The organism is Microbacterium sp. JZ70 (assembly GCF_053903225.1).
In genome coordinates this window covers 517,436-535,698 of record NZ_CP096405.1, presented here as the reverse complement: position 1 = coordinate 535,698, position 18,263 = coordinate 517,436, and the positions used below count along the sequence as shown (strand labels likewise).

General features: G+C 70.6%; 17 protein-coding genes and 2 tRNA genes. 15 read left to right on the top strand and 4 right to left on the bottom strand.

Annotation, left to right across the window (positions count from 1 at the left end):
• Positions 1-49: 49 nt before the first annotated feature.
• The 3 genes from gyrB to M1D46_RS02375 all read left to right on the top strand — a co-directional run bounded on the left by gyrB (position 50) and on the right by M1D46_RS02375 (position 5,186).
• A complete protein-coding gene (gene gyrB / locus M1D46_RS02385; protein WP_282978355.1) occupies positions 50-2,122 on the top strand; it encodes a DNA topoisomerase (ATP-hydrolyzing) subunit B in 2,073 nt (690 codons plus the stop codon).
• A 98-nt stretch (positions 2,123-2,220) separates the two neighbouring features.
• Positions 2,221-4,785, top strand: a complete 2,565-nt coding sequence (gene gyrA / locus M1D46_RS02380; RefSeq protein ID WP_271172523.1) for a DNA gyrase subunit A — start codon at positions 2,221-2,223, stop codon at positions 4,783-4,785.
• Positions 4,782-5,186: a DUF3566 domain-containing protein gene (locus tag M1D46_RS02375; protein ID WP_271172522.1), complete on the top strand. Its 405-nt coding sequence runs from the start codon at positions 4,782-4,784 to the stop codon at positions 5,184-5,186. Before gyrA ends, M1D46_RS02375 begins: the two co-directional genes overlap by 4 nt.
• Positions 5,187-5,244: 58 nt before the next feature.
• Here the strand turns inward: M1D46_RS02375 and aztA are convergent, their stop codons facing one another.
• Positions 5,245-5,874, bottom strand: a complete 630-nt coding sequence (aztA, locus tag M1D46_RS02370) for a zinc ABC transporter ATP-binding protein AztA (protein ID WP_456286493.1) — start codon at positions 5,872-5,874, stop codon at positions 5,245-5,247.
• 55 nt (positions 5,875-5,929) lie between these two features.
• On the opposite strand from aztA, the gene aztB reads away from it, so the two are divergent.
• From aztB to M1D46_RS02340, 6 genes are all read left to right on the top strand, one after another.
• The gene (gene aztB, locus M1D46_RS02365) at positions 5,930-6,859 is read left to right on the top strand and encodes a zinc ABC transporter permease AztB (protein ID WP_456286492.1); all 930 of its coding nucleotides are present in this window, start codon (positions 5,930-5,932) and stop codon (positions 6,857-6,859) included.
• Between the two features lie 14 nt (positions 6,860-6,873).
• Complete coding sequence (locus M1D46_RS02360; RefSeq protein WP_456286491.1) at positions 6,874-8,121, top strand: ABC transporter; 1,248 nt, start codon at positions 6,874-6,876, stop codon at positions 8,119-8,121.
• Complete coding sequence (gene aztC, locus M1D46_RS02355) at positions 8,118-9,017, top strand: zinc ABC transporter substrate-binding protein AztC (protein WP_456286490.1); 900 nt, start codon at positions 8,118-8,120, stop codon at positions 9,015-9,017. Before M1D46_RS02360 ends, aztC begins: the two co-directional genes overlap by 4 nt.
• 23 nt (positions 9,018-9,040) lie before the next feature.
• A complete protein-coding gene (gene aztD / locus M1D46_RS02350) occupies positions 9,041-10,243 on the top strand; it encodes a zinc metallochaperone AztD (protein WP_456286489.1) in 1,203 nt (400 codons plus the stop codon).
• A gap of 184 nt (positions 10,244-10,427) precedes the next feature.
• Positions 10,428-10,501 (top strand) — tRNA-Ile (locus tag M1D46_RS02345).
• 14 nt (positions 10,502-10,515) lie between these two features.
• A tRNA-Ala gene (locus M1D46_RS02340) sits at positions 10,516-10,588 on the top strand.
• A 57-nt stretch (positions 10,589-10,645) separates the two neighbouring features.
• Here the strand turns inward: M1D46_RS02340 and M1D46_RS02335 are convergent.
• Positions 10,646-11,065: a hypothetical protein gene (locus M1D46_RS02335; RefSeq protein WP_456286488.1), complete on the bottom strand. Its 420-nt coding sequence runs from the start codon at positions 11,063-11,065 to the stop codon at positions 10,646-10,648.
• A gap of 100 nt (positions 11,066-11,165) precedes the next feature.
• The gene (locus tag M1D46_RS02330; RefSeq protein ID WP_456286487.1) at positions 11,166-12,152 is read right to left on the bottom strand and encodes a LacI family DNA-binding transcriptional regulator; all 987 of its coding nucleotides are present in this window, start codon (positions 12,150-12,152) and stop codon (positions 11,166-11,168) included.
• Between the two features lie 139 nt (positions 12,153-12,291).
• Between M1D46_RS02330 and M1D46_RS02325 the strand changes: the two genes are divergently transcribed.
• Positions 12,292-13,491 carry a Gfo/Idh/MocA family protein gene (locus M1D46_RS02325; protein ID WP_456286486.1) on the top strand — a complete coding sequence of 400 codons (1,200 nt, stop codon included), beginning with the start codon at positions 12,292-12,294 and terminating at the stop codon, positions 13,489-13,491.
• Positions 13,488-14,504, top strand: coding sequence for a sugar phosphate isomerase/epimerase family protein (locus M1D46_RS02320; RefSeq protein WP_456286485.1), 1,017 nt, complete (start codon positions 13,488-13,490; stop codon positions 14,502-14,504). The genes M1D46_RS02325 and M1D46_RS02320 overlap by 4 nt, the downstream gene beginning before the upstream one ends.
• A 111-nt stretch (positions 14,505-14,615) precedes the next feature.
• Here the strand turns inward: M1D46_RS02320 and M1D46_RS02315 are convergent, their stop codons facing one another.
• A complete protein-coding gene (locus M1D46_RS02315; protein ID WP_456286484.1) occupies positions 14,616-15,179 on the bottom strand; it encodes an NUDIX hydrolase in 564 nt (187 codons plus the stop codon).
• Between the two features lie 211 nt (positions 15,180-15,390).
• Between M1D46_RS02315 and M1D46_RS02310 the strand changes: the two genes are divergently transcribed.
• The 4 genes from M1D46_RS02310 to panB are packed head-to-tail and all read left to right on the top strand — an operon-like array spanning position 15,391 to position 18,249.
• Positions 15,391-16,146, top strand: coding sequence for a DUF2520 domain-containing protein (locus M1D46_RS02310; RefSeq protein WP_456286483.1), 756 nt, complete (start codon positions 15,391-15,393; stop codon positions 16,144-16,146).
• On the top strand, positions 16,143-16,994 hold the full coding sequence (panC, locus tag M1D46_RS02305) for a pantoate--beta-alanine ligase (RefSeq protein ID WP_456286482.1): 852 nt from the start codon (positions 16,143-16,145) through the stop codon (positions 16,992-16,994). Before M1D46_RS02310 ends, panC begins: the two co-directional genes overlap by 4 nt.
• Positions 16,994-17,383 carry an aspartate 1-decarboxylase gene (panD, locus tag M1D46_RS02300; protein ID WP_271172509.1) on the top strand — a complete coding sequence of 130 codons (390 nt, stop codon included), beginning with the start codon at positions 16,994-16,996 and terminating at the stop codon, positions 17,381-17,383. The genes panC and panD overlap by 1 nt, the downstream gene beginning before the upstream one ends.
• Positions 17,380-18,249, top strand: a complete 870-nt coding sequence (gene panB, locus M1D46_RS02295; RefSeq protein WP_456286481.1) for a 3-methyl-2-oxobutanoate hydroxymethyltransferase — start codon at positions 17,380-17,382, stop codon at positions 18,247-18,249. Before panD ends, panB begins: the two co-directional genes overlap by 4 nt.
• Positions 18,250-18,263 lie beyond the last annotated feature (14 nt).

Here is an 18,263-nt window from a genome sequence, read left to right as displayed (position 1 = left end):
ACGATAGACTCGGAAGGCTGCCGATCACAGATGTGGAGCACTTCTTCCTATGACGAGCGAAACCCCTCAGAACGAGTCCGAGCCGATCGACGACGGTCGGGCAGACGAGAGGGGCGACGCCGCATCGGGCCCCCGCAAGGTGCAGAACGAGTACGGCGCCGATGCGATCCAGGTCCTCGAGGGCCTCGAGGCCGTGCGCAAGCGCCCGGGCATGTACATCGGCTCGACCGGTCCGCGCGGTCTGCACCATCTCGTCTACGAGATCGTCGACAACTCGGTTGATGAGGCGCTCGCGGGCTACTGCGACACGATCGTCGTGACGCTGCTCGCGGATGGCGGTGTGCGGGTCGTCGACAACGGCCGCGGCATCCCCGTCGCGATGCACAAGACCGAGGGCAAGTCGACGCTCGAGGTGGTCCTCACCGTGCTGCACGCGGGCGGCAAGTTCGGCGGCGGCGGCTACGCGGTCTCCGGCGGCCTGCACGGCGTCGGTTCGTCGGTCGTCAACGCGCTCTCGACCCGCCTCGACGCGGTGGTCAAGCGCGACGGCTACGTCTGGCGCCAGTCGTTCTCGGGCGGCGGCGTGCCGATCGCGCCGATCGAGCAGGGCGAGGCCACCGAGGAGACGGGCACGAGCATCACGTTCTGGCCCGACGCGGAGATCTTCGTCGAGGGCGTCGAGTTCGACTACGAGACCCTCCGCACCCGCTTCCAGCAGACGGCGTTCCTCAACAAGGGCCTGCGCATCGAGCTGTCGGACGAGCGCGAGTCGTCGGCGGAGGAGGTCGAGGCCGAGGACGGCTCGACCGAGATCGTCAAGCGCCACAACGTCTTCCACTACGAGCGCGGCCTCGTCGACTACGTCGAGTACCTGAACAAGGTGCGCAAGGCCGAGCGCGTGAACGAGGAGATCGTCGTGCTCGAGTCGGAGCAGGGCGATGGCCGGATGGCCGTCGAGATCGCCATGCAGTGGACGACGAGCTACACCGAGAACGTCTTCACGTACGCGAACATGATCAACACGCACGAGGGCGGCACCCACGAGGAGGGCTTCCGCGCGGCGCTCACCTCTCTCGTCAACCGGTACGCGCGTGCGAACAACATCATCAAGGAGAAGGACGACAACCTCACGGGCGACGACGTCCGCGAGGGGCTGACCGCCGTCATCTCCGTGAAGCTCTCCGAGCCGCAGTTCGAGGGCCAGACGAAGACGAAGCTCGGCAACACCGAGGCCAAGGCCTTCGTGCAGAAGGTCGTGAACGACCAGCTCGCCGACTGGTTCGAGCGGAATCCCGCGCAGGCGAAGAACATCATCCGCAAGGCGATCGACGCGGCGACGGCCCGGATGGCCGCGCGCAAGGCGCGCGAGACGGCGCGTCGCAAGAGCGTGTTCGAGTCGGCCGCGATGCCCGACAAGCTCAAGGACTGCACGTCGAAGGACCCGTCGATCAGCGAGATCTTCCTCGTCGAGGGAGACTCCGCAGGCGGCTCGGCCGTGGGCGGCCGCGACCCGCACACGCAGGCGATCCTCGCCCTGCGCGGCAAGATCCTCAACGTCGAGCGCGCGCGCATCGACAAGGCGCTGGGCAACAAGGAAGTCCAGGCGATGATCCAGGCGTTCGGCACGGGCATCGGGCCCGAGTTCGACATCGAGAAGGCGCGCTATCACAAGATCGTGCTGATGACGGATGCCGACGTCGACGGCCAGCACATCACGACGCTCCTGCTGACGCTGCTGTTCCGCTACATGCGTGGGCTCGTCGAGGCCGGCTTCGTGTACCTCGCGATGCCGCCTCTGTACCGCCTCAAGTGGTCGAACGCGCCGCACGAGTACGTCTACAGCGACCGCGAGCGCGACGCGCTCCTCAAGGAGGGCGCGGCCGCCGGCAAGCGCCTCCCGAAGGACGCGGGCATCCAGCGCTACAAGGGTCTCGGCGAGATGAACGACTCGGAGCTGTGGGACACGACGATGAACCCCGAGACGCGCACGCTGCGTCAGGTGACCATCGACGACGCCGCCGCGGCCGACGAGATCTTCTCGGTGCTCATGGGCGAGGACGTCGAGTCCCGCCGCAGCTTCATCCAGCGCAACGCGAAGGACGTGAGGTTCCTGGACATCTGACGACTCCGGCGAGCGAGACGCCACCCGGTCGTCGAGCGAGCGAAGCGAGTCGAGATGTCGCACGCCGACCTCACGAACTGATCCGAAACTGAGAGACCATGACTGACGAGAGCAACGACGAGCAGCGCCCCGACCTCACGGCGGCCCACAACCACGGCCGCATCGACCAGGTCGACCTGCAGTCGGAGATGCAGCGCAGCTACCTCGACTACGCGATGAGCGTGATCGTGGGGCGTGCCCTTCCGGATGTGCGCGACGGCCTCAAGCCCGTGCACCGCCGCGTCGTGTACGCGATGTACGACGGCGGCTACCGGCCCGACAAGAAGTTCTCGAAGTGCGCCCGCGTGGTCGGCGAGGTGATGGGTCAGTACCACCCGCACGGCGACACGGCGATCTACGACGCCCTCGTGCGCCTCGTGCAGCCCTGGTCGCTGCGGTACCCGCTGGCACAGGGACAGGGCAATTTCGGCTCGCCCGGAAACCAGGGCGCGGCTGCGCCCCGGTACACCGAGACGAAGATGGCCCCGCTCGCGCTCGAGATGGTGCGCGACATCGAGCAGGAGACCGTCGACTTCCAGGACAACTACGACGGCGAGACCCAGGAGCCGTCGGTCCTCCCGGCGCGCTTCCCGAACCTCCTCGTCAACGGCTCGGTCGGCATCGCGGTCGGCATGGCGACGAACATCCCGCCGCACAACCTGCGCGAGGTCGCCGACGGCGCCCTGTGGGCTCTCGAGAACCCCGACCTGCCGCGCGAGGAGCTGCTCGGGGGACTCATGCAGCGGATCCCCGGCCCGGACTTCCCGACCGGTGCGCAGATCCTCGGCACGAAGGGCATCCACGAGGCGTACCGCACGGGGCGCGGGTCGATCACGATGCGCGCGGTCGTCGAGATCGAGGAGATCCAGGGCCGCACGTGCCTCGTGATCACCGAGCTCCCGTACCAGGTGAACCCCGACAACCTCGCCGTGAAGATCGGCGAGCTCGCCCGCGAGGGCAAGGTCACCGGGATCGCCGACATCCGCGACGAGACGTCCGGCCGCACGGGCCAGCGTCTCGTGATCGTGCTCAAGCGCGACGCGGTCGCGAAGGTCGTGCTGAACAACCTCTACAAGCACACTGAGCTGCAGACGAACTTCGGCGCGAACATGCTCGCGATCGTCGACGGCGTGCCGCGCACGCTCCCACTCGACGGCTTCGTGCACTACTGGATCGCCCACCAGCTCGACGTCATCGTCCGCCGCACGGAGTTCCGCCTCCGCAAGGCCGAGGAGCGCATGCACATCCTGCGCGCGTACCTCAAGGCGCTCGACGCCCTCGACGAGGTGATCGCGCTCATCCGCCGCTCCCCGACGGTCGACGAGGCGCGCGAGGGCCTCAAGGCGCTCCTCGAGATCGACGACATCCAGGCCGACGCCATCCTGCAGATGCAGCTGCGCCGCCTGGCCGCCCTCGAGCGCCAGAAGATCATCGACGAGGCCACGGAGCTCGAGGCGCAGATCGAGGACTACAAGGCGATCATCGCCGACGAGGGCCGTCAGCGCGTGATCATCCGCGAGGAGCTCACCGAGATCGTCGACCGCTTCGGCGACGAGCGCCGCACCCACATCCTCCACGGCTTCGATGGCGACGTGTCGATCGAGGACCTCATCGCCGAGGAGGAGATGGTCGTCACGATCACGCGCGAGGGCTACATCAAGCGCACGCGCAGCGACAACTACCGCTCCCAGCGCCGCGGCGGCAAGGGCGTGAAGGGCGCGCAGCTGCGCGCCGACGACGTCGTGGAGCACTTCTTCGTCACGACGACCCACCACTGGCTCCTCTTCTTCACGACGAAGGGCCGCGTCTACCGGACGAAGACCTACGAGGTTCCCGAGGCCGGCCGCGACGCGAAGGGCCTGCACGTGGCGAACCTCCTCGCGCTGCAGCCCGATGAGCAGATCGCCCAGGTGATCGAGCTGAAGTCGTACGACGACGCCGAGTACCTCGTGCTCGCGACGCGCTCGGGCCTCGTGAAGAAGACGCGGCTCACGGAGTACGACTCGAACCGCCAGGGCGGCATCATCGCGATCAACCTGCGTGACGGCGACGAGCTCGTCAGCGCGCTCACGGTGAACGCGGACGACGACATCCTCCTCATCAGCCACCACGGCATGTCGCTGCGGTTCTCGGCGACCGATGACGCGCTGCGTCCGATGGGCCGCTCGACGAGCGGCGTGAAGGGCATGTCGTTCCGCGAGGGCGACGACCTGCTGTCGGCATCGGTGGCGGCGCCCGGCTCGTACGTGTTCGTCGTGACCGACGGCGGCTACGCCAAGCGCACCGCGATCGAGGAGTACCGGGTCCAGGGCCGCGGCGGTCTCGGCATCAAGGTCGCCAAGCTCAACGACGACCGCGGCGTGCTGGCCGGCGGCCTCATCGTCCAGGAGGATGACGAGGTTCTCGTGGTTCTCGAAAAGGGCAAGGTGGTACGCTCTGCCGTGGCCGAGGTACCTGCGAAGGGCCGCGACACGATGGGTGTCGTCTTCGCGCGGCCCGACAAGAACGACCGCATCCTCGCGATCGCCCGAAACACCGAACGCGGGCTGAGCGACGAGAGCGGGGAAGACGCCGACGAGGCGGCCCCGGGATCCGAGACCCCCGAAGGAACCACTGACGCATGAGCACAGTAGCGGACAAGCTCGCCAAGAAGCAGGCGCACAAGACCAGCGCGAAGCAGGTGCGTCTGCGCCTGGTGTACGTCGACTTCTGGTCGGCCGTGAAGCTGTCCTTCCTCGCCGCGGTGGCGCTCGCCGTCGTGACGATCGTGACGTTCTTCCTCATCTACATGGTCGTGCAGACGACGGGCCTCATCGCCCAGGCCGATGAGCTCATGGCGGCGTTCTCCGACGGCGAGCTGACGCTGTCCGCGTTCGTCGGGCTGCCGCAGGTGATGGCGTTCGCCGCGGTGGTGGCCATCCTCAACCTCATCGTCGTGACCGTGCTGGGCGCGGTCGTGGCGGGGATCTACAACCTCGCCGTGAAGATCACGGGCGGTCTGCTCGTGGGCTTCACCTCGAACTGACTCGCCTCACGCGGGAAGGGCCGGGCATCCGAGGATGCCCGGCCCTTTCGCGTTCGCCTCAGGCGACCACGCGTCCCGCTTCGAGGCGGATGACCCGGTCGGCCGCCGTGATCGACGTCTCGTCGTGCGTCACGCAGGCGACCGCCGCTCCGCGCGCGGCCTCCTCGCGCAGGATGGCGCGGGTGCGGTCGCGGCTGCGCGAGTCGAGCCCGGCGGCGGGCTCGTCGAGGAGCAGGATGGCCGGGCGACGCACGATCCCCTGCGCGAGCAGGGCGCGCTGACGCTGCCCTCCCGAGAGGCTGGAGAGAGGGCGCTCCTCGAGGCCAGTGAGCTCGACGCGCGCGATCGCGTCGGCGACCGCTCGCCGGCCATCCGCTCGGCGACGGCGGGCCCCGCGCGCCCAGGTGCCCATCGCGACCGTCTCGCGCACCGTCACGGGCAGGGTGTCGGGTGCCTCGGGGCGCTGCACCACGAGGGCGACGTCACCGTCTCGAGAGACACGACCTGACCGCGGCGTGCGCACGCCGGCGAGGAGCTCGACGAGGGTCGACTTCCCCGAGCCGTTGGCGCCCGCGATCGCCGTCACCTCGCCGAAGGCGAGATGCATGGAGATGTCGTGCACGGCATCCTCCGCTCCGTAGGCGAAGCACAGCGAATGGGCGAGCAGGGCGGGGCGGTGGGAGCGCATCCCGCCCACTATAGCAATTGATAATCGTTCTCATTTTGGGTTAGGCTCGACCACCGTGTCCTCCTGGCTCCTCGATCCCCTCAGCACGGCGTTCGTCCTGCGCGCCCTGACCGGCGGCGTGCTCGTCGCCCTCATCTGCGGCATCGTCGGCACCTGGGTGGTCATCCGCGGGATGGCCTTCCTCGGCGAGGCGATCGGCCACGGCATGCTCCCGGGCGTCGCGATCGCGACCGTGCTGGGGCTGCCGGTCCTCATCGGAGGCGCGGTGAGCGCCGTCGCGATGAGCGCGGCCATCGGAGCGCTGCAGCGGCGGGGGCGGCTGTCGTACGACACGAGCATCGGCCTGCTCTTCGTCGGGATGCTCTCCCTCGGCGTGATCATCGTGTCGCACTCGCGTACCTTCGCCACGGATGCCACCGCCATGCTCTTCGGCGACATCCTCGCGGTCGACCTCGGCGACATCGCGCTCCTCGCCGGCGCGCTCGTCGTCACCGTCGCGGTCGCCGCCCTGTTCCATCGCGCGTTCGTCGCGTCGGCGTTCGACCGCCGTATCGCGCACACCCTCGGCCTGCGCCCCCGTCGTGCGCAGCTCGCGCTGGTCGGGCTCGTGACGCTCGCGGTCGTCTCGTCGTATCAGGCCGTCGGGTCGCTGCTCGTCGTGGGGCTCCTGCTCGCACCCGCGGTCGCCGCGCGGCCCTGGACGACGCGGATCCCCGTCACGATGGCGCTCGCGGGCGCGATCGGCGCGCTCTCGGTGCTCGTGGGCCTCCTCGTGTCGTGGAACGCGGGCACCGCGGCCGGCGCCTCGATCGCGGGCAGCGCCATCCTCCTCGCGGCGCTGTCGGGGGTCGTCCGATCGAGCATCGACCGCATGCGCCGCCGCACGGCGACCCACGGCGCGCAGACCCCGGATGGGCCGACGCACGCCTCCGCGACCGCGCGCCCGCGCGAACCGCGCATCGCCCGAACGGCGGCGATCCGATGACCCGGAAGGAACCCATGCCCCGAAACCTCCCCCGCCTCCGACTCTCGATTGCCCTGGGTGCGGGAGCTCTGCTCCTCGCCGGATGCGCCGGAACAGCACCCGCGGCCGCGCCGCCGACGAGCTCGTCACCGGCAGCCGACGGACACGGATCGGTGGCCGGGGCCGCTCAGGTCGACGAGCCGCCGCTTCAGCTCGTCTCGATCGACGAGGAGGGGGCCGTCGGGGTGCTCGACCTGCTCGACGGAACGGCCGTGGAGCTCGGCGAGATCGGTGCTCCGACCGCGGTCGCGACGGATGGCCGCTACGTCTTCGCGACGACCGAGGCCGGGGTCGAGATCGTCGACAGCGGCACGTGGACCTGGGATCACGTCGACCACTTCCACTACTACCGCGCGGCCCCGCGCCTCGTCGGCACGCTCGAGGGGTCGGGCACCGCCGCGGTCTCGACGGGGCCCCTCGCGACGGCCGGCGCGACGGGCATCGTCCTCGGCGAAGACGCCGTGCTGCTCGACAACAAGGCGCTCTCGAACGGCGAGATCGTCGAGACGCTGCGTCTCGACGCCGGTTCCGCCGACGGCGTCATCGCGCCGCTCGGTGCGGGCGCGCTCGTGAGCGAGGCCGACGCGGACGGTCGCGTGCAGAGCCTCCGCTTCGTCACGGCAGAGGGCGACCAGGCGGAGGCCGAGACGCCGTGCGTCGACGCCGAGGGCACGATCACGACGCGGGTCGGGCTCGTCGTCGGCTGCGCCGACGGCGCCGTGCTCGCGACGGTCGACCGCGGCGAGCCCGTCTTCGAGCGCATCCCGTACCCCGAGGGGACGACCGCCGAGCGTGCGACCGCGTTCGACGGCCGCAAGGGGCGCCCGACGGTCGCCGCTCTCGCGGGGGAGCGCGGCTTCTGGCTGCTCGACACCCGGGAGCGGGCGTGGCGGCTCGTCGAGACGGAGGCACCGCTTCTGCGTGTCGCGGCGGTCGACGATGCGGACGGTCATGTCGTCGCACTCGATGCGGAGGGCCGCGTGCGCGTCTACCTCGCCGAGACCGGTGCGGAGATCGGGGCGTCCGAGCCGCTCCTGCCGCAGACGCTGGCCGACGCCGACGCGCTCGCGGACGTCTCGCTCACGGTCGATGCGCAGCGGGCGTACGTGAACGCGCCGCGCGAGGGGGTCGTCCACGAGATCGCCTACGCCGACGGCGCGCGCGTCGCGCGATCGCTCGAGACGCCGACGGCTCCCGCGTTCGTCGCGGAGGTCGGGCGATGAGGCGGATGGCTGCCGGGCTGCTGGCTGCGCTCGCGCTCGCGGTGAGCGGGTGCGCGGCCATCGCCCCCGCGGACGAGACGCCGCGGATCGTCGTGACCACGAACATCCTCGGCGACGTCGTGCAGAGCGTCGTGGGCGACGAGGCGGAGGTGCTCACCCTCATGAAGCGCAACGCCGATCCGCACTCCTTCGAGATCTCGGCACAGGAGGCCGCGTCGCTCGGCGATGCCGACCTCATCGTGTCGAACGGGCTCGGCCTCGAGGAGGGGCTGCAGCAGCACCTCGACCGCGCGGAGGCGGAGGGGGCGCGGATGCTCGCGGCCGGCGACGTCGTCGACGTCCTGCCGTACGCCGAGGGCGGTGCGCCGGACCCGCACTTCTGGACCGACCCTGCGCGGATGGTCGAGGTCGTCGATGCGCTCGAGGCGGCGGTCGCCGGCATCCCGGGGATCGATTCCGCCGTCGTCGGAGGCAACGCGGACGCCTATCGGAGCGAGCTCGCGACGCTCGACGAGGAGATGACCGCGGCGTTCGCGGCGATCCCCGAGGAGCGACGTGCCCTCGTCACGAACCACCACGTCTTCGGATACCTCGCCGACCGCTTCGACTTCCGCGTGATCGGCGCGGTCATCCCCGGCGGCACCACTCTCGCGGCGCCGAGCGCCGCCGATCTGCGCGACCTCGCGGGCGCGATCGAGGAGGCGGGGGTTCCGACGATCTTCGCGGAGTCCTCGCAGCCCGACCGGCTCGTGCAGGTGCTCGCGAGCGAGGTCGGCATCGAGGTCGACGTCGTCGAGCTCTTCACGGAGTCGCTCACGGAGCCCGGAGAGGGCGCCGACACCTACCTCATCATGATGCGCGCGAACACCGAGCGCATCTCCCAGGGCCTGAGCTGAAGGCCATCCCGGAAAGGAACACGATGACACGACACACACGACGTCTGACGGCGGCGGCCGTGATCGCGGGGGTCTCCCTCCTCGCGACCGCGTGCGCGACCACGTCGGGCTCAGGTGCCGCCCCCGACACCGCGAGCGAGGAGCCGGCGGCTCCGGCGGAGGGTCGCGTCGCGGTGGCCTACGAGAACGGCATCGCGGTGCTCGACGGCACCTCGCTCGAGGTGGTGGACACCTTCGAGACCGAGGAGTTCACGCGGCTCAATCCGTTCGGCGACGGACGGACGATCGCCGTGACCACGTCGAAGGGGTTCCAGGTCCTCGACACGGGAGCGCCCGAGCTCACCGATCTCGTCTTCGAGGCGGCTGCCGCCGGGCACGTCGTCGTGCACGAGGGGAAGACGGTGCTCTACGACGACGCGACGAGCGAGACGACCATCCTCGACACCGACGTGTTCGCTGGTGGCTACGACGCGCTCCCGGAGGGTGAGACGCATCGCTCCGAGGCCGCGCACCACGGCGTCTCGATCGTCCTCGAGGACGGCACTCTTCTCACGACCGTCGGCGACGAGACCGCGCGGTCGGGTGCCGTCGCGCTCCACGCGCACGACGACCACTGGGATGAGCTCGCGTCGAGCGACGAGTGCCCCGGCATCCACGGCGAGGGGACCGCGGCCGGCGAGGCCGTGATCTTCGGCTGCGAGGATGGCGCGCTCCTCTTCCACGACGGCGCGTTCGAGAAGTTCACGGCGCCCGACGAGTACGGGCGGATGGGCAACGCGTACGTCTCGGAGACGAGCCCGATCGTCGTCGGCGACTACAAGAGCGACCCCGACGCCGAGGGCTACCTGCTCAACGCGGTGACGCTCATCGACACCGCCGCGCACACCTACGAGGTCGTGGAGCTGCCGGACGAGGTGCAGTACACGTACCGCGATGTCGTGCGCGGGCCGGAGGATCTCGCGTACATCCTCTCGACCGACGGACAGATCCACGTGCTCGACCCCGAGACGGGTGAGATCGTCGACGCGTTCCCCGTCGTGGAGCCGTGGGAAGGGCCGGCCGAATGGCAGGACCCGCACCCCACGATCAAGGTGAACGGCGACATCGCCTACGTCACCGAGCCCGCTTCGAACGCCGTGCACGCCGTCGACCTGACGACGGGCGAGACCGTCGCGACCGTCGAGCTCGAGGCCGCGCCCAACGAGATCGCGGTCGCGCTCGGCTGAGCGGCCCCTTTCCGGTGAGACTAGCCCCCGTCGCCCGGACTAGCGCTCCGGGCGCAGGTATCGGCGACCCGGGCTAGTCTCACCGCCGATCGGGTGCGACACCCCCGGGAGGGCGGCGTCGATTGGCGCCGGCCCCCCGGTTCGGGTATGCTCTTGCAGGTTGAGAGTTCGGCTCTCGCAAGACGGGGCTATAGCTCAGGCGGTTAGAGCGCTTCACTGATAATGAAGAGGTCCCAGGTTCAAGTCCTGGTAGCCCCACTCCGTCTCCTCTCGGGGCCTTAGCTCAGTTGGTAGAGCGCTTGCTTTGCAAGCAAGATGTCAGGAGTTCGAATCTCCTAGGCTCCACACGCAGGAATCGCCCCGGCCACTCGGCCGGGGCGATTCGCGTTTCCGCGCCGGAGCTCACCGGGAGCGCGGCAGCTCGACGGGGCTGCGGGATCGATCGATCGCGACATCACTCGGATCAGCGGGATCGACAAGCAGGTGGACGGTCGACCCGGGGGAGAAGCCGGCGACGAGCGCGCGATCGATGCGGACGACGAGCTCCGCATCGTGCGAGGATCCGCGGAACGGGAAGCGCACGTGAAGGCGCATCGTCGGGGCCTCCTCGCCGCCGCCCGGGTGCCTTGCCCACGCCGTGATGCCTGCCTCGACGCGGACTCCGCCCACCTGGAGGCGGTCGGCGCGGGACCTCTCCTCGCCGACCGGCCGGTAGCTCCGCGCGAGCGCCCGGGCGACCACGACGGCGATCGCGACGATCACGGTGAAGAAGCCGGCGATCGCCAGGATCGCCGGCAGCGGCATCGCGTCTGCGTTCTCCATCCGCCGTCAGCGTCGCACGGCGAAGGGGGCCTGCGGTGAACGGACGGGGAACATTCGCTGCCGACGCGCTGCATGAAAGGGCGCGGCTGACGAACCTTCTCTACCGTGCGCGGGGCGGCGCCGTCGATCCCCGGTCGATGAGCGTCGGCGAGAGGCGGATGTGCCGGGGCTCGGCTTCGGGGTCGTCGAGCCGGGCGAGGATGGCCCGCGCGGTCTCCGCTCCCACGTCGCGGCTGCGGTCGTCGATCGTCGTGAACGACAGGTAGCGGCTGTTCGCGAGGGGCGAGTCGTCGTAGCCGACGAGCGACACGTCATGCGGGATGGCGAGACCTCGGTCGCGCAGGGCGGCCGCGGCGCCCAGCGCCATGACGTCGTTCGACGCGAAGATCGCGGTCACGTCCGGATGCGCCTCGAGCAGCTGCCGTGCCGCGCGGTAGCCCCCTTCGTCGCTCGTCTCGTGCTCACCGCCGGTCAGCAGCGGATCGAGCCCGGCTTCGCGCATCACACGGGTGTACGCAGCGCGCCGCAGGGCCGCCGACCCTCCTCCGCCGGTGAGATGCCCGATGCGACGATGGCCGAGCTCGAGGAGATGCCGCGTCGCGATCCGCGCGCCCTCGGTGTCGTCGTTCGCGACCGTGTCCGCGCCGGGGATCGAGCCCGCGCGCCCGCCGACGACGGCGACCGGGACGGGGATGCGCAGGGCCGCCGCGTCCGGCTCGGCGGCGACGACGACGGCCTCGGCATGGGTCGCGATGAAGCCCTCGACCGCGTGCGCGTCTCGGCGGAGGTCGGCCACGCTGACCTGGAAGCCGGCGGGGTCGAGCACATCGCGCATGCCATCGAGGAGGTCGACGAACCAGAGGTTGCGGAAGTCGTCGATCACGAGGCCGATGTTGCGCGTGCGCACTCCGGCGAGCGCGGTGGCGGCTCGGCTCGGACGGTAGTCGAGTTCTCGGATGGCCTCCTCGACCGCTCGGCGCCGCTCCGGGCTGACTTTGGGCGAGCCGCGGAGAACGAGGGAGACGAGGGACTTCGACACGCCTGCGCGCTGGGCGACGTCGTAGATCGTCGGTCGGGACGCGGTCATGAGATTCCCCTTTGACAGGACATTACGTCGTAGTCTACCGTGATCGTTGTACCGCTCCAACGCGCGGTTCATCCCCATCCTCGCACCTGCAATGACGCCGCGGCCGGAAGGCCGGGCGAGACCTCGAAGGAGAGAGCCGATGCCCGAGAGCCTCGGAGTCGCCGTCATCGGAGCCGGCATGGCCGGCCGCGCCCACGCCGCGGCGTACCGTGCGGCGTCCACCGTCTACGCCCCGACGCTTCCGCCCGTCCGCCTTGTGTCGATCAGCGACGTGAACGCCGAGTTCGGCTCCCTCGCCGCGCGGCGCTTCGGCTATGAGCGCAGCGACACGTCGTGGCAGGCGATCGCCGAGGCGCCCGACATCGACGTCGTCAGCGTCGTCGTGGCGAACCATCTCCACCGCGAGATCGTCGAAGGGCTCCTCGCCGCCGGCAAGCACGTCCTGTGCGAGAAGCCGCTCAGCGACAGCCTCGACGATGCGGTCGCCATGGCCGACGCGGCGCGCTCGGCGACGAGCGTCGCGCGCGTCGGCTTCACCTACCGGCGCTCGCCCGGCATCGCGTATCTCCGCGACCTCGTGCGCAGCGGCGTGCTCGGCCGCGTGCTGCACGTCAGCGGACGCTACTGGACCGACTACGCCGCCGACCCGCACATTCCGATCAGCTGGCGCTTCAAGGGCGCGCAGGGCTCGGGAGCGCTCGCCGACGTGGGCAGCCACCTCGCGTACATCGCCGAGTTCATCGGCGGCGACATCGCCGAGGTGTCGGGTGGCCGCTTCGCCACCGTGATCTCCGAGCGTCCCGAGCCCCTCGGCGCCGTCATCGGCCACGAGCACGGCGCCGTGTCGGACACGTTCGACACCGTCGAGAACGACGACTACGCCGCGTTCTCGTTCGACTTCGCGGATGGCGGAGCAGGGGCGATCGAGGTCTCCCGCGTCGCCTCGGGGCACGCGAACACGCTCGTCCTCGAGGTGTTCTGCGAGAACGGCTCGGCGTCGTTCGACTTCCGCACGCCGTCCGAGATCGGACTCATGCTCAACGAGGGCCCGGTCGCGCAGCGCGGCTTCCGGCGGGTGCTCCTCGGCCCCGAGCATCCGTACCTCAGGGGAGGTCTCGCCATGGACGCGACCGGTGTCGGGTTCGGTCAGAACGAGGGCTTCGTGTACCAGGCGCGGGCGTTCCTCGAGGAGGTCGCCGGCATCGAGGAGGCGGCATCGCTGCCGCGATGCGCGACGTTCGACGAGGGGGTCCGCAACATGCGGCTGCTCCAGGCGGTGGCGGAGTCTGCCGCGCGACGCGGCGCGGCGGTCGCGATCCCGCAGGAGGTGCGCGCATGAGGCTGGGCGTCTACAACGCGATCCTGCACGACCGCACGCTTCCCGAGGCGCTCGAGGTCGTCGCGTCGCTCGGTCTCACGGGGATCGAGCTGAACGCGGGCGGATTCCTGCCGGCGGTCCACATCCCGTCCCTCGACGACATCCTCGTGTCCGACGCCGCGCGCGACGACTTCCTCGGGCAGTTCGAGGGGACCGGCGTCGAGATCGCCGGCCTCAACTGCAATGGCAACCCGCTGCACGCGAAGGCCGACATCCGCGCGCAGCACGCGGAGGACGTGCGCCGATCCATCCGCCTCGCTGCCCGCCTGGGTCAGACGCGCGTCGTCACGATGTCGGGTCTGCCGGGATCCGACGAGACGGCGCGATTCCCGAACTGGATCGTGAACGCCTGGAGCTCGGCGCACCTCGACGTGCTCGACTACCAGTGGCGGGTCGTCGCAGACTTCTGGCGGGAGATCGACCGGCTCGCTGCCGACCACGGCGTCAAGGTCGCGCTCGAGCTGCACCCGCAGAACGTCGTCTTCAACACCCGCGACGTGCATCGTCTCGTCGAGACGACGGGCGCCACGCACATCGGCGTCGAGCTCGACGCGTCGCACCTCTTCTGGCAGCAGATGGACCCCGTCGCGGTCGTGCGAGAGCTGGGCGAGCTCGTCTTCCACGCAGCGGCGAAGGATGTCCGCATCAACCGCGAGACCGCGCAGCTCTACGGCGTGCTCGACAACGGCTTCCGGCGGCTCGACCCGTCCGAGTCGCGCACGGGCCTCGGGGGCGACGAATGGGCGAACGAATGGCCGAAGCCCGCCGCCTGGGACTTCGTCGCGCTCGGCAAGGGGCACGACACGGCGTACTGGACGGAGTTCCTCCGTGCTCTGCACGAGGTCGACCCGGACATGTGGGTCAACATCGAGCACGAGGACGTCGAGCTCGGCCGCGTCGAAGGGCTCCAGGTGGCCGCGGCCGTGCTGCGGGACGCCGATCGAGCTCTGCAGGAGTCGCTCGGGCAGGGGTGAGTTCGCACAGGGCGGTTCTCGAGGCCGGGTCGCGGCGTCTCGACTCGCTCGTTCCTCGCTCGCTCAACGACCGGGGGAGGGATGGCCGATCGCGCCTTGCAGAGGGATGTGTCAGCGGGCGACCGCGTACGCCGCCCGCACACGTGCGAGGCGCTCGTCGAAGGCGGGCGGCAGCGGCGAGGGCAGGTCGCGGAGGGGGAACCACGCCAGGTCGTCCGACTCATCGCTCACCTGCAGTGCCACGGCGTCGCGGTCGACGACGGCCGCGACGCCGACGTCGAGGTGCGATGCGCACCGGCCGAACCGCGAGCTCAGCGGATGGTGGTCGAGATCGACGACCCGGACGTCGCGGAGGAGACCGCGGGAGACGCCCGTCTCCTCCTCGAGCTCGCGTGCGGCGGCCTGCGCGAGCGACGTGTCCCCGGCCTCGAGGTGGCCGCCCGGCTGCACCCAGAACCTCCCCTTGCCGTGGAGGCAGAGGAGGATCTGCTCGCCGGTCGAGTCGAAGACGAACAGGCTCGCCGTGAGGTGCGCGGGCGGTCCCTCGCGGTCGAGCGCGGCCGCGCCGTGCGCCTCGAGAGCCGCGACGAAGTCGTCGTGCGCGGGGACCGACGGCCCCACCAGGGCGACGGCCTCGCGCGCGGACGCGAGCAGGGAGGAGCGCGGGTCGATCACGGCTTCGAGCCTGTCACAGGCCGGGGACCGGAGCGAGGATCCGAGTGACCGACAGTCGTCGGTGAAATCACCATGCACAGACATGAAGCGAACCAGGGAGCAGATCGGTAAGACACGGACCGGCACCACTGTGCACATTGCCGCCCGATTTTGCTCGATCGGCCCATGAGGCGGATACTCATGTCGCGCGCGTCCCCCGCGCACCGAGACCATGAGCATCCTCCGCACCCCGCACAGCGCCCTCGAGAGCGTCACGGTGGTCGGCCCCGGCCGACTGGGCCGGAGCATCGCCCGTGCCCTCCGGGCGGCCGGCGTCGTCGTGCACGGCCCGGTCGGGCGCGGCGAGGAGATCCCCGACGCGCCGGTCGTGCTGCTGTGCGTTCCGGACGGCGAGATCGCTGCCGCGGCGCACGCCGCGACGGCGGCGGGGCGGATGATCGGCCACACCTCCGGCGCGGTGCCGATCCACGATGTCGACTTCGGCCTCCACCCCCTGCAGACGTTCACCGGCGATGACAACCCGGCCGTGTTCCGCGGCATCGCGTGCGCGGTCGCGGGGCGCTCGGACGAGGCGCTCGAGACCGCGACGGGCATCGCGCTCCTGCTCGGCGCACGCGCGTTCCCTCTCGATGAGGCCCACCGGGCGGCCTACCACGCAGCCGCGTCGGTCGCGGCGAACTTCCTCGTGACCATCGCCGATGCCGCGGAGCGGATCGCCGAGACCGCGGGCATCCCGGCCAAGGAGGCGCGCCTGCTCCTCGCGCCGCTCGTGCGGCGCACCGTCGAGAACTGGGCGTCGGGAGGACCGGCGACAGCCCTGACGGGCCCGATCGCCCGCGGGGACGAGGAGACGGTCGAGCGCCAGCGCGCGGCGATCTCGGCCGGCCGGCCCGAGCTCGTCCCGCTCTTCGACGAGCTGTGCGAGGCGACCCGCGCGCTCGCACGCAGGAAGGAGCACGCGACATGAGGATCGTGCGCACCGTGTCCGACATGCGCGCCGCCGTGCGCACCGCGCGAGCCGAGGGCGCCTCGATCGGCCTCGTCCCCACGATGGGGGCCTTCCACGAGGGACACCTCTCGCTCATGCGCCGTGCGCGGGAGGCGTCCGACGTCGTGGTCGTGTCGCTCTTCGTCAACCCCACGCAGTTCGGGGCGAACGAGGACCTCGGCTCCTATCCGCGCGACGAGGCCAGGGATGCCGCGCTCGCCGAGGAGGCGGGAGCGGACATCCTCTTCGCGCCGCCCGTCTCCGAGATGTATCCCGACGGCTTCGCCACGACCATCCACGTGTCCGGCATCACCGACGTGTTGTGCGGCGCGCACCGCGGCCCGCACCACTTCGACGGCGTCGCCACCGTCGTCGCCAAGCTGCTCTCGATCGTGACCCCAGAGGTCGCCTTCTTCGGACAGAAGGACGCGCAGCAGGTGCTCGTCGTGCGCCGGCTCGTCCGCGACCTCGACCTGCCCGTGCGGATCGAGGCGTGCCCGATCGTCCGCGAGCCGGACGGCCTCGCGATGAGCTCGCGCAACGTCTACCTCGATGCCGCAGCGCGGGCGCAGGCGACCGCTCTGAACCGGGCGCTGACCGCGGCGGAGGATCTCGCGGCGCGGGGCGAGCGGGATGGCGCGGTGCTGCTCGCGGCCGCGCGATCCGTCCTCGCGGAGGCCGGCATCGAGCCCGAGTACCTCGAGCTGCGCGACGCCGAGCACCTCCGCCCTCTCGTCCGCGTCGATCGGGACGCGCTGCTCGCGGTCGCGGCCAGGGTCGGCGCCGCACGCCTCATCGACAACCGCATCCTCAAGGGAGAATCCTGATGCGCCGCATCATGCTCAAGTCGAAGATCCATCGCGCCACCATCACGGGAAGCGACCTCAACTACGTCGGCTCGATCACGATCGACCCCGATCTCCTCGAGGCGGCGGACATCCTCGAGCACGAGCAGGTGCACGTGCTCGACGTCGACAACGGCGCGCGCTTCGAGACGTACACGATCGCGGGGGAGCGGGGCTCGGGGGTCATGCAGGTCAACGGCGCTGCCGCCCGGCTCGTGCACGCGGGCGACACGATCATCGTCGTCTCCTACGCCGAGTACGACGAGAAGGACCTCGAGACGTACGAGCCCGTCGTCGTGCACGTCGACCGGGGCAACGGCATCATCCAGGTCGATGACGCGGTCGACCGTCTCCTGACGGCGCGCGCATGAGCACGCGGCCGGCGGCCCGCCCGCGCGTCGCGCCGGCCGACCTCGCCGCGCGCAAGGCCGCAGGCGAGCGCATCGCCATGGTGACCGCCTACGACCATCCCAGCGCGCAGGTGGCAGAGGCGGCAGGCGTCGACGTCGTGCTCGTGGGCGACTCGGCCGCGATGACGGTGCTCGGATACGACAGCACCGTGCCCGTCACCGTCGACGAGATGATCATGCTCACGGCCGCGGTCCGCAGGGGCCTGCAGAGTTCTCTGCTCGTCGCGGACCTGCCCTTCGGCTCGTACGAGGCCTCCGACGAGACCGCCGTCGCGACCGCGCAGCGCTTCGTGAAGGAGACGGGGTGCGATGCGGTCAAGATCGAGCGCGGCGGCACGTCGGTCGATCGCGCGCGCGCCATCGTCCGCGCGGGCATCCCCGTCATGGGGCACGTCGGCCTCACGCCGCAGACGGCGACCGCCCTCGGCGGATACCGTGCCCAGGGCCGGACCGCCGACGACGCGCTCGCGGTGTGCGAGAGCGCACTCGCGCTGCAGGAGGCCGGATGCTTCGCGATCGTCTTCGAGGCGATCCCGAGCGACGTCACGGACGCCCTGATGCCCCGGATGAGCGTCCCCGTGATCGGCATCGGCGCGGGCCCCGCCACCGACGGCCAGGTGCTCGTATTCCATGACCTTCTCGGCATATACGGGGGTCATGCGGCGCGCTTCGTCAAGCGGTACGCGGAGCTGCGGGGGGACATGATCGCCGGCGTCGAGCGCTATGTCGCGGAAGTCCGCGCGGGACAGTACCCCGCGACCGAGCACGGCTACTCCATGCCCGAAGAGGAATCTGCCCGGCTGAGGGAGCTGCTCGACGCGCTCTGACCCGCCGACTTGCG

Bases quoted from the DNA above. Each gene is read 5' to 3' on its own strand.
- gyrB (WP_282978355.1), top strand. From the start codon at position 50: ATGACGAGCGAAACCCCTCAGAACGAGTCCGAGCCGATCGACGACGGT.
- gyrA (WP_271172523.1), top strand. From the start codon at position 2,221: ATGACTGACGAGAGCAACGACGAGCAGCGCCCCGACCTCACGGCGGCC.
- M1D46_RS02375 (WP_271172522.1), top strand. From the start codon at position 4,782: ATGAGCACAGTAGCGGACAAGCTCGCCAAGAAGCAGGCGCACAAGACC.
- aztA (WP_456286493.1), bottom strand. From the start codon at position 5,874: ATGCGCTCCCACCGCCCCGCCCTGCTCGCCCATTCGCTGTGCTTCGCC.
- M1D46_RS02360 (WP_456286491.1), top strand. From the start codon at position 6,874: ATGCCCCGAAACCTCCCCCGCCTCCGACTCTCGATTGCCCTGGGTGCG.
- aztC (WP_456286490.1), top strand. From the start codon at position 8,118: ATGAGGCGGATGGCTGCCGGGCTGCTGGCTGCGCTCGCGCTCGCGGTG.
- aztD (WP_456286489.1), top strand. From the start codon at position 9,041: ATGACACGACACACACGACGTCTGACGGCGGCGGCCGTGATCGCGGGG.
- M1D46_RS02335 (WP_456286488.1), bottom strand. From the start codon at position 11,065: ATGGAGAACGCAGACGCGATGCCGCTGCCGGCGATCCTGGCGATCGCC.
- M1D46_RS02330 (WP_456286487.1), bottom strand. From the start codon at position 12,152: ATGACCGCGTCCCGACCGACGATCTACGACGTCGCCCAGCGCGCAGGC.
- M1D46_RS02325 (WP_456286486.1), top strand. From the start codon at position 12,292: ATGCCCGAGAGCCTCGGAGTCGCCGTCATCGGAGCCGGCATGGCCGGC.
- M1D46_RS02320 (WP_456286485.1), top strand. From the start codon at position 13,488: ATGAGGCTGGGCGTCTACAACGCGATCCTGCACGACCGCACGCTTCCC.
- M1D46_RS02310 (WP_456286483.1), top strand. From the start codon at position 15,391: ATGAGCATCCTCCGCACCCCGCACAGCGCCCTCGAGAGCGTCACGGTG.
- panC (WP_456286482.1), top strand. From the start codon at position 16,143: ATGAGGATCGTGCGCACCGTGTCCGACATGCGCGCCGCCGTGCGCACC.
- panD (WP_271172509.1), top strand. From the start codon at position 16,994: ATGCGCCGCATCATGCTCAAGTCGAAGATCCATCGCGCCACCATCACG.
- panB (WP_456286481.1), top strand. From the start codon at position 17,380: ATGAGCACGCGGCCGGCGGCCCGCCCGCGCGTCGCGCCGGCCGACCTC.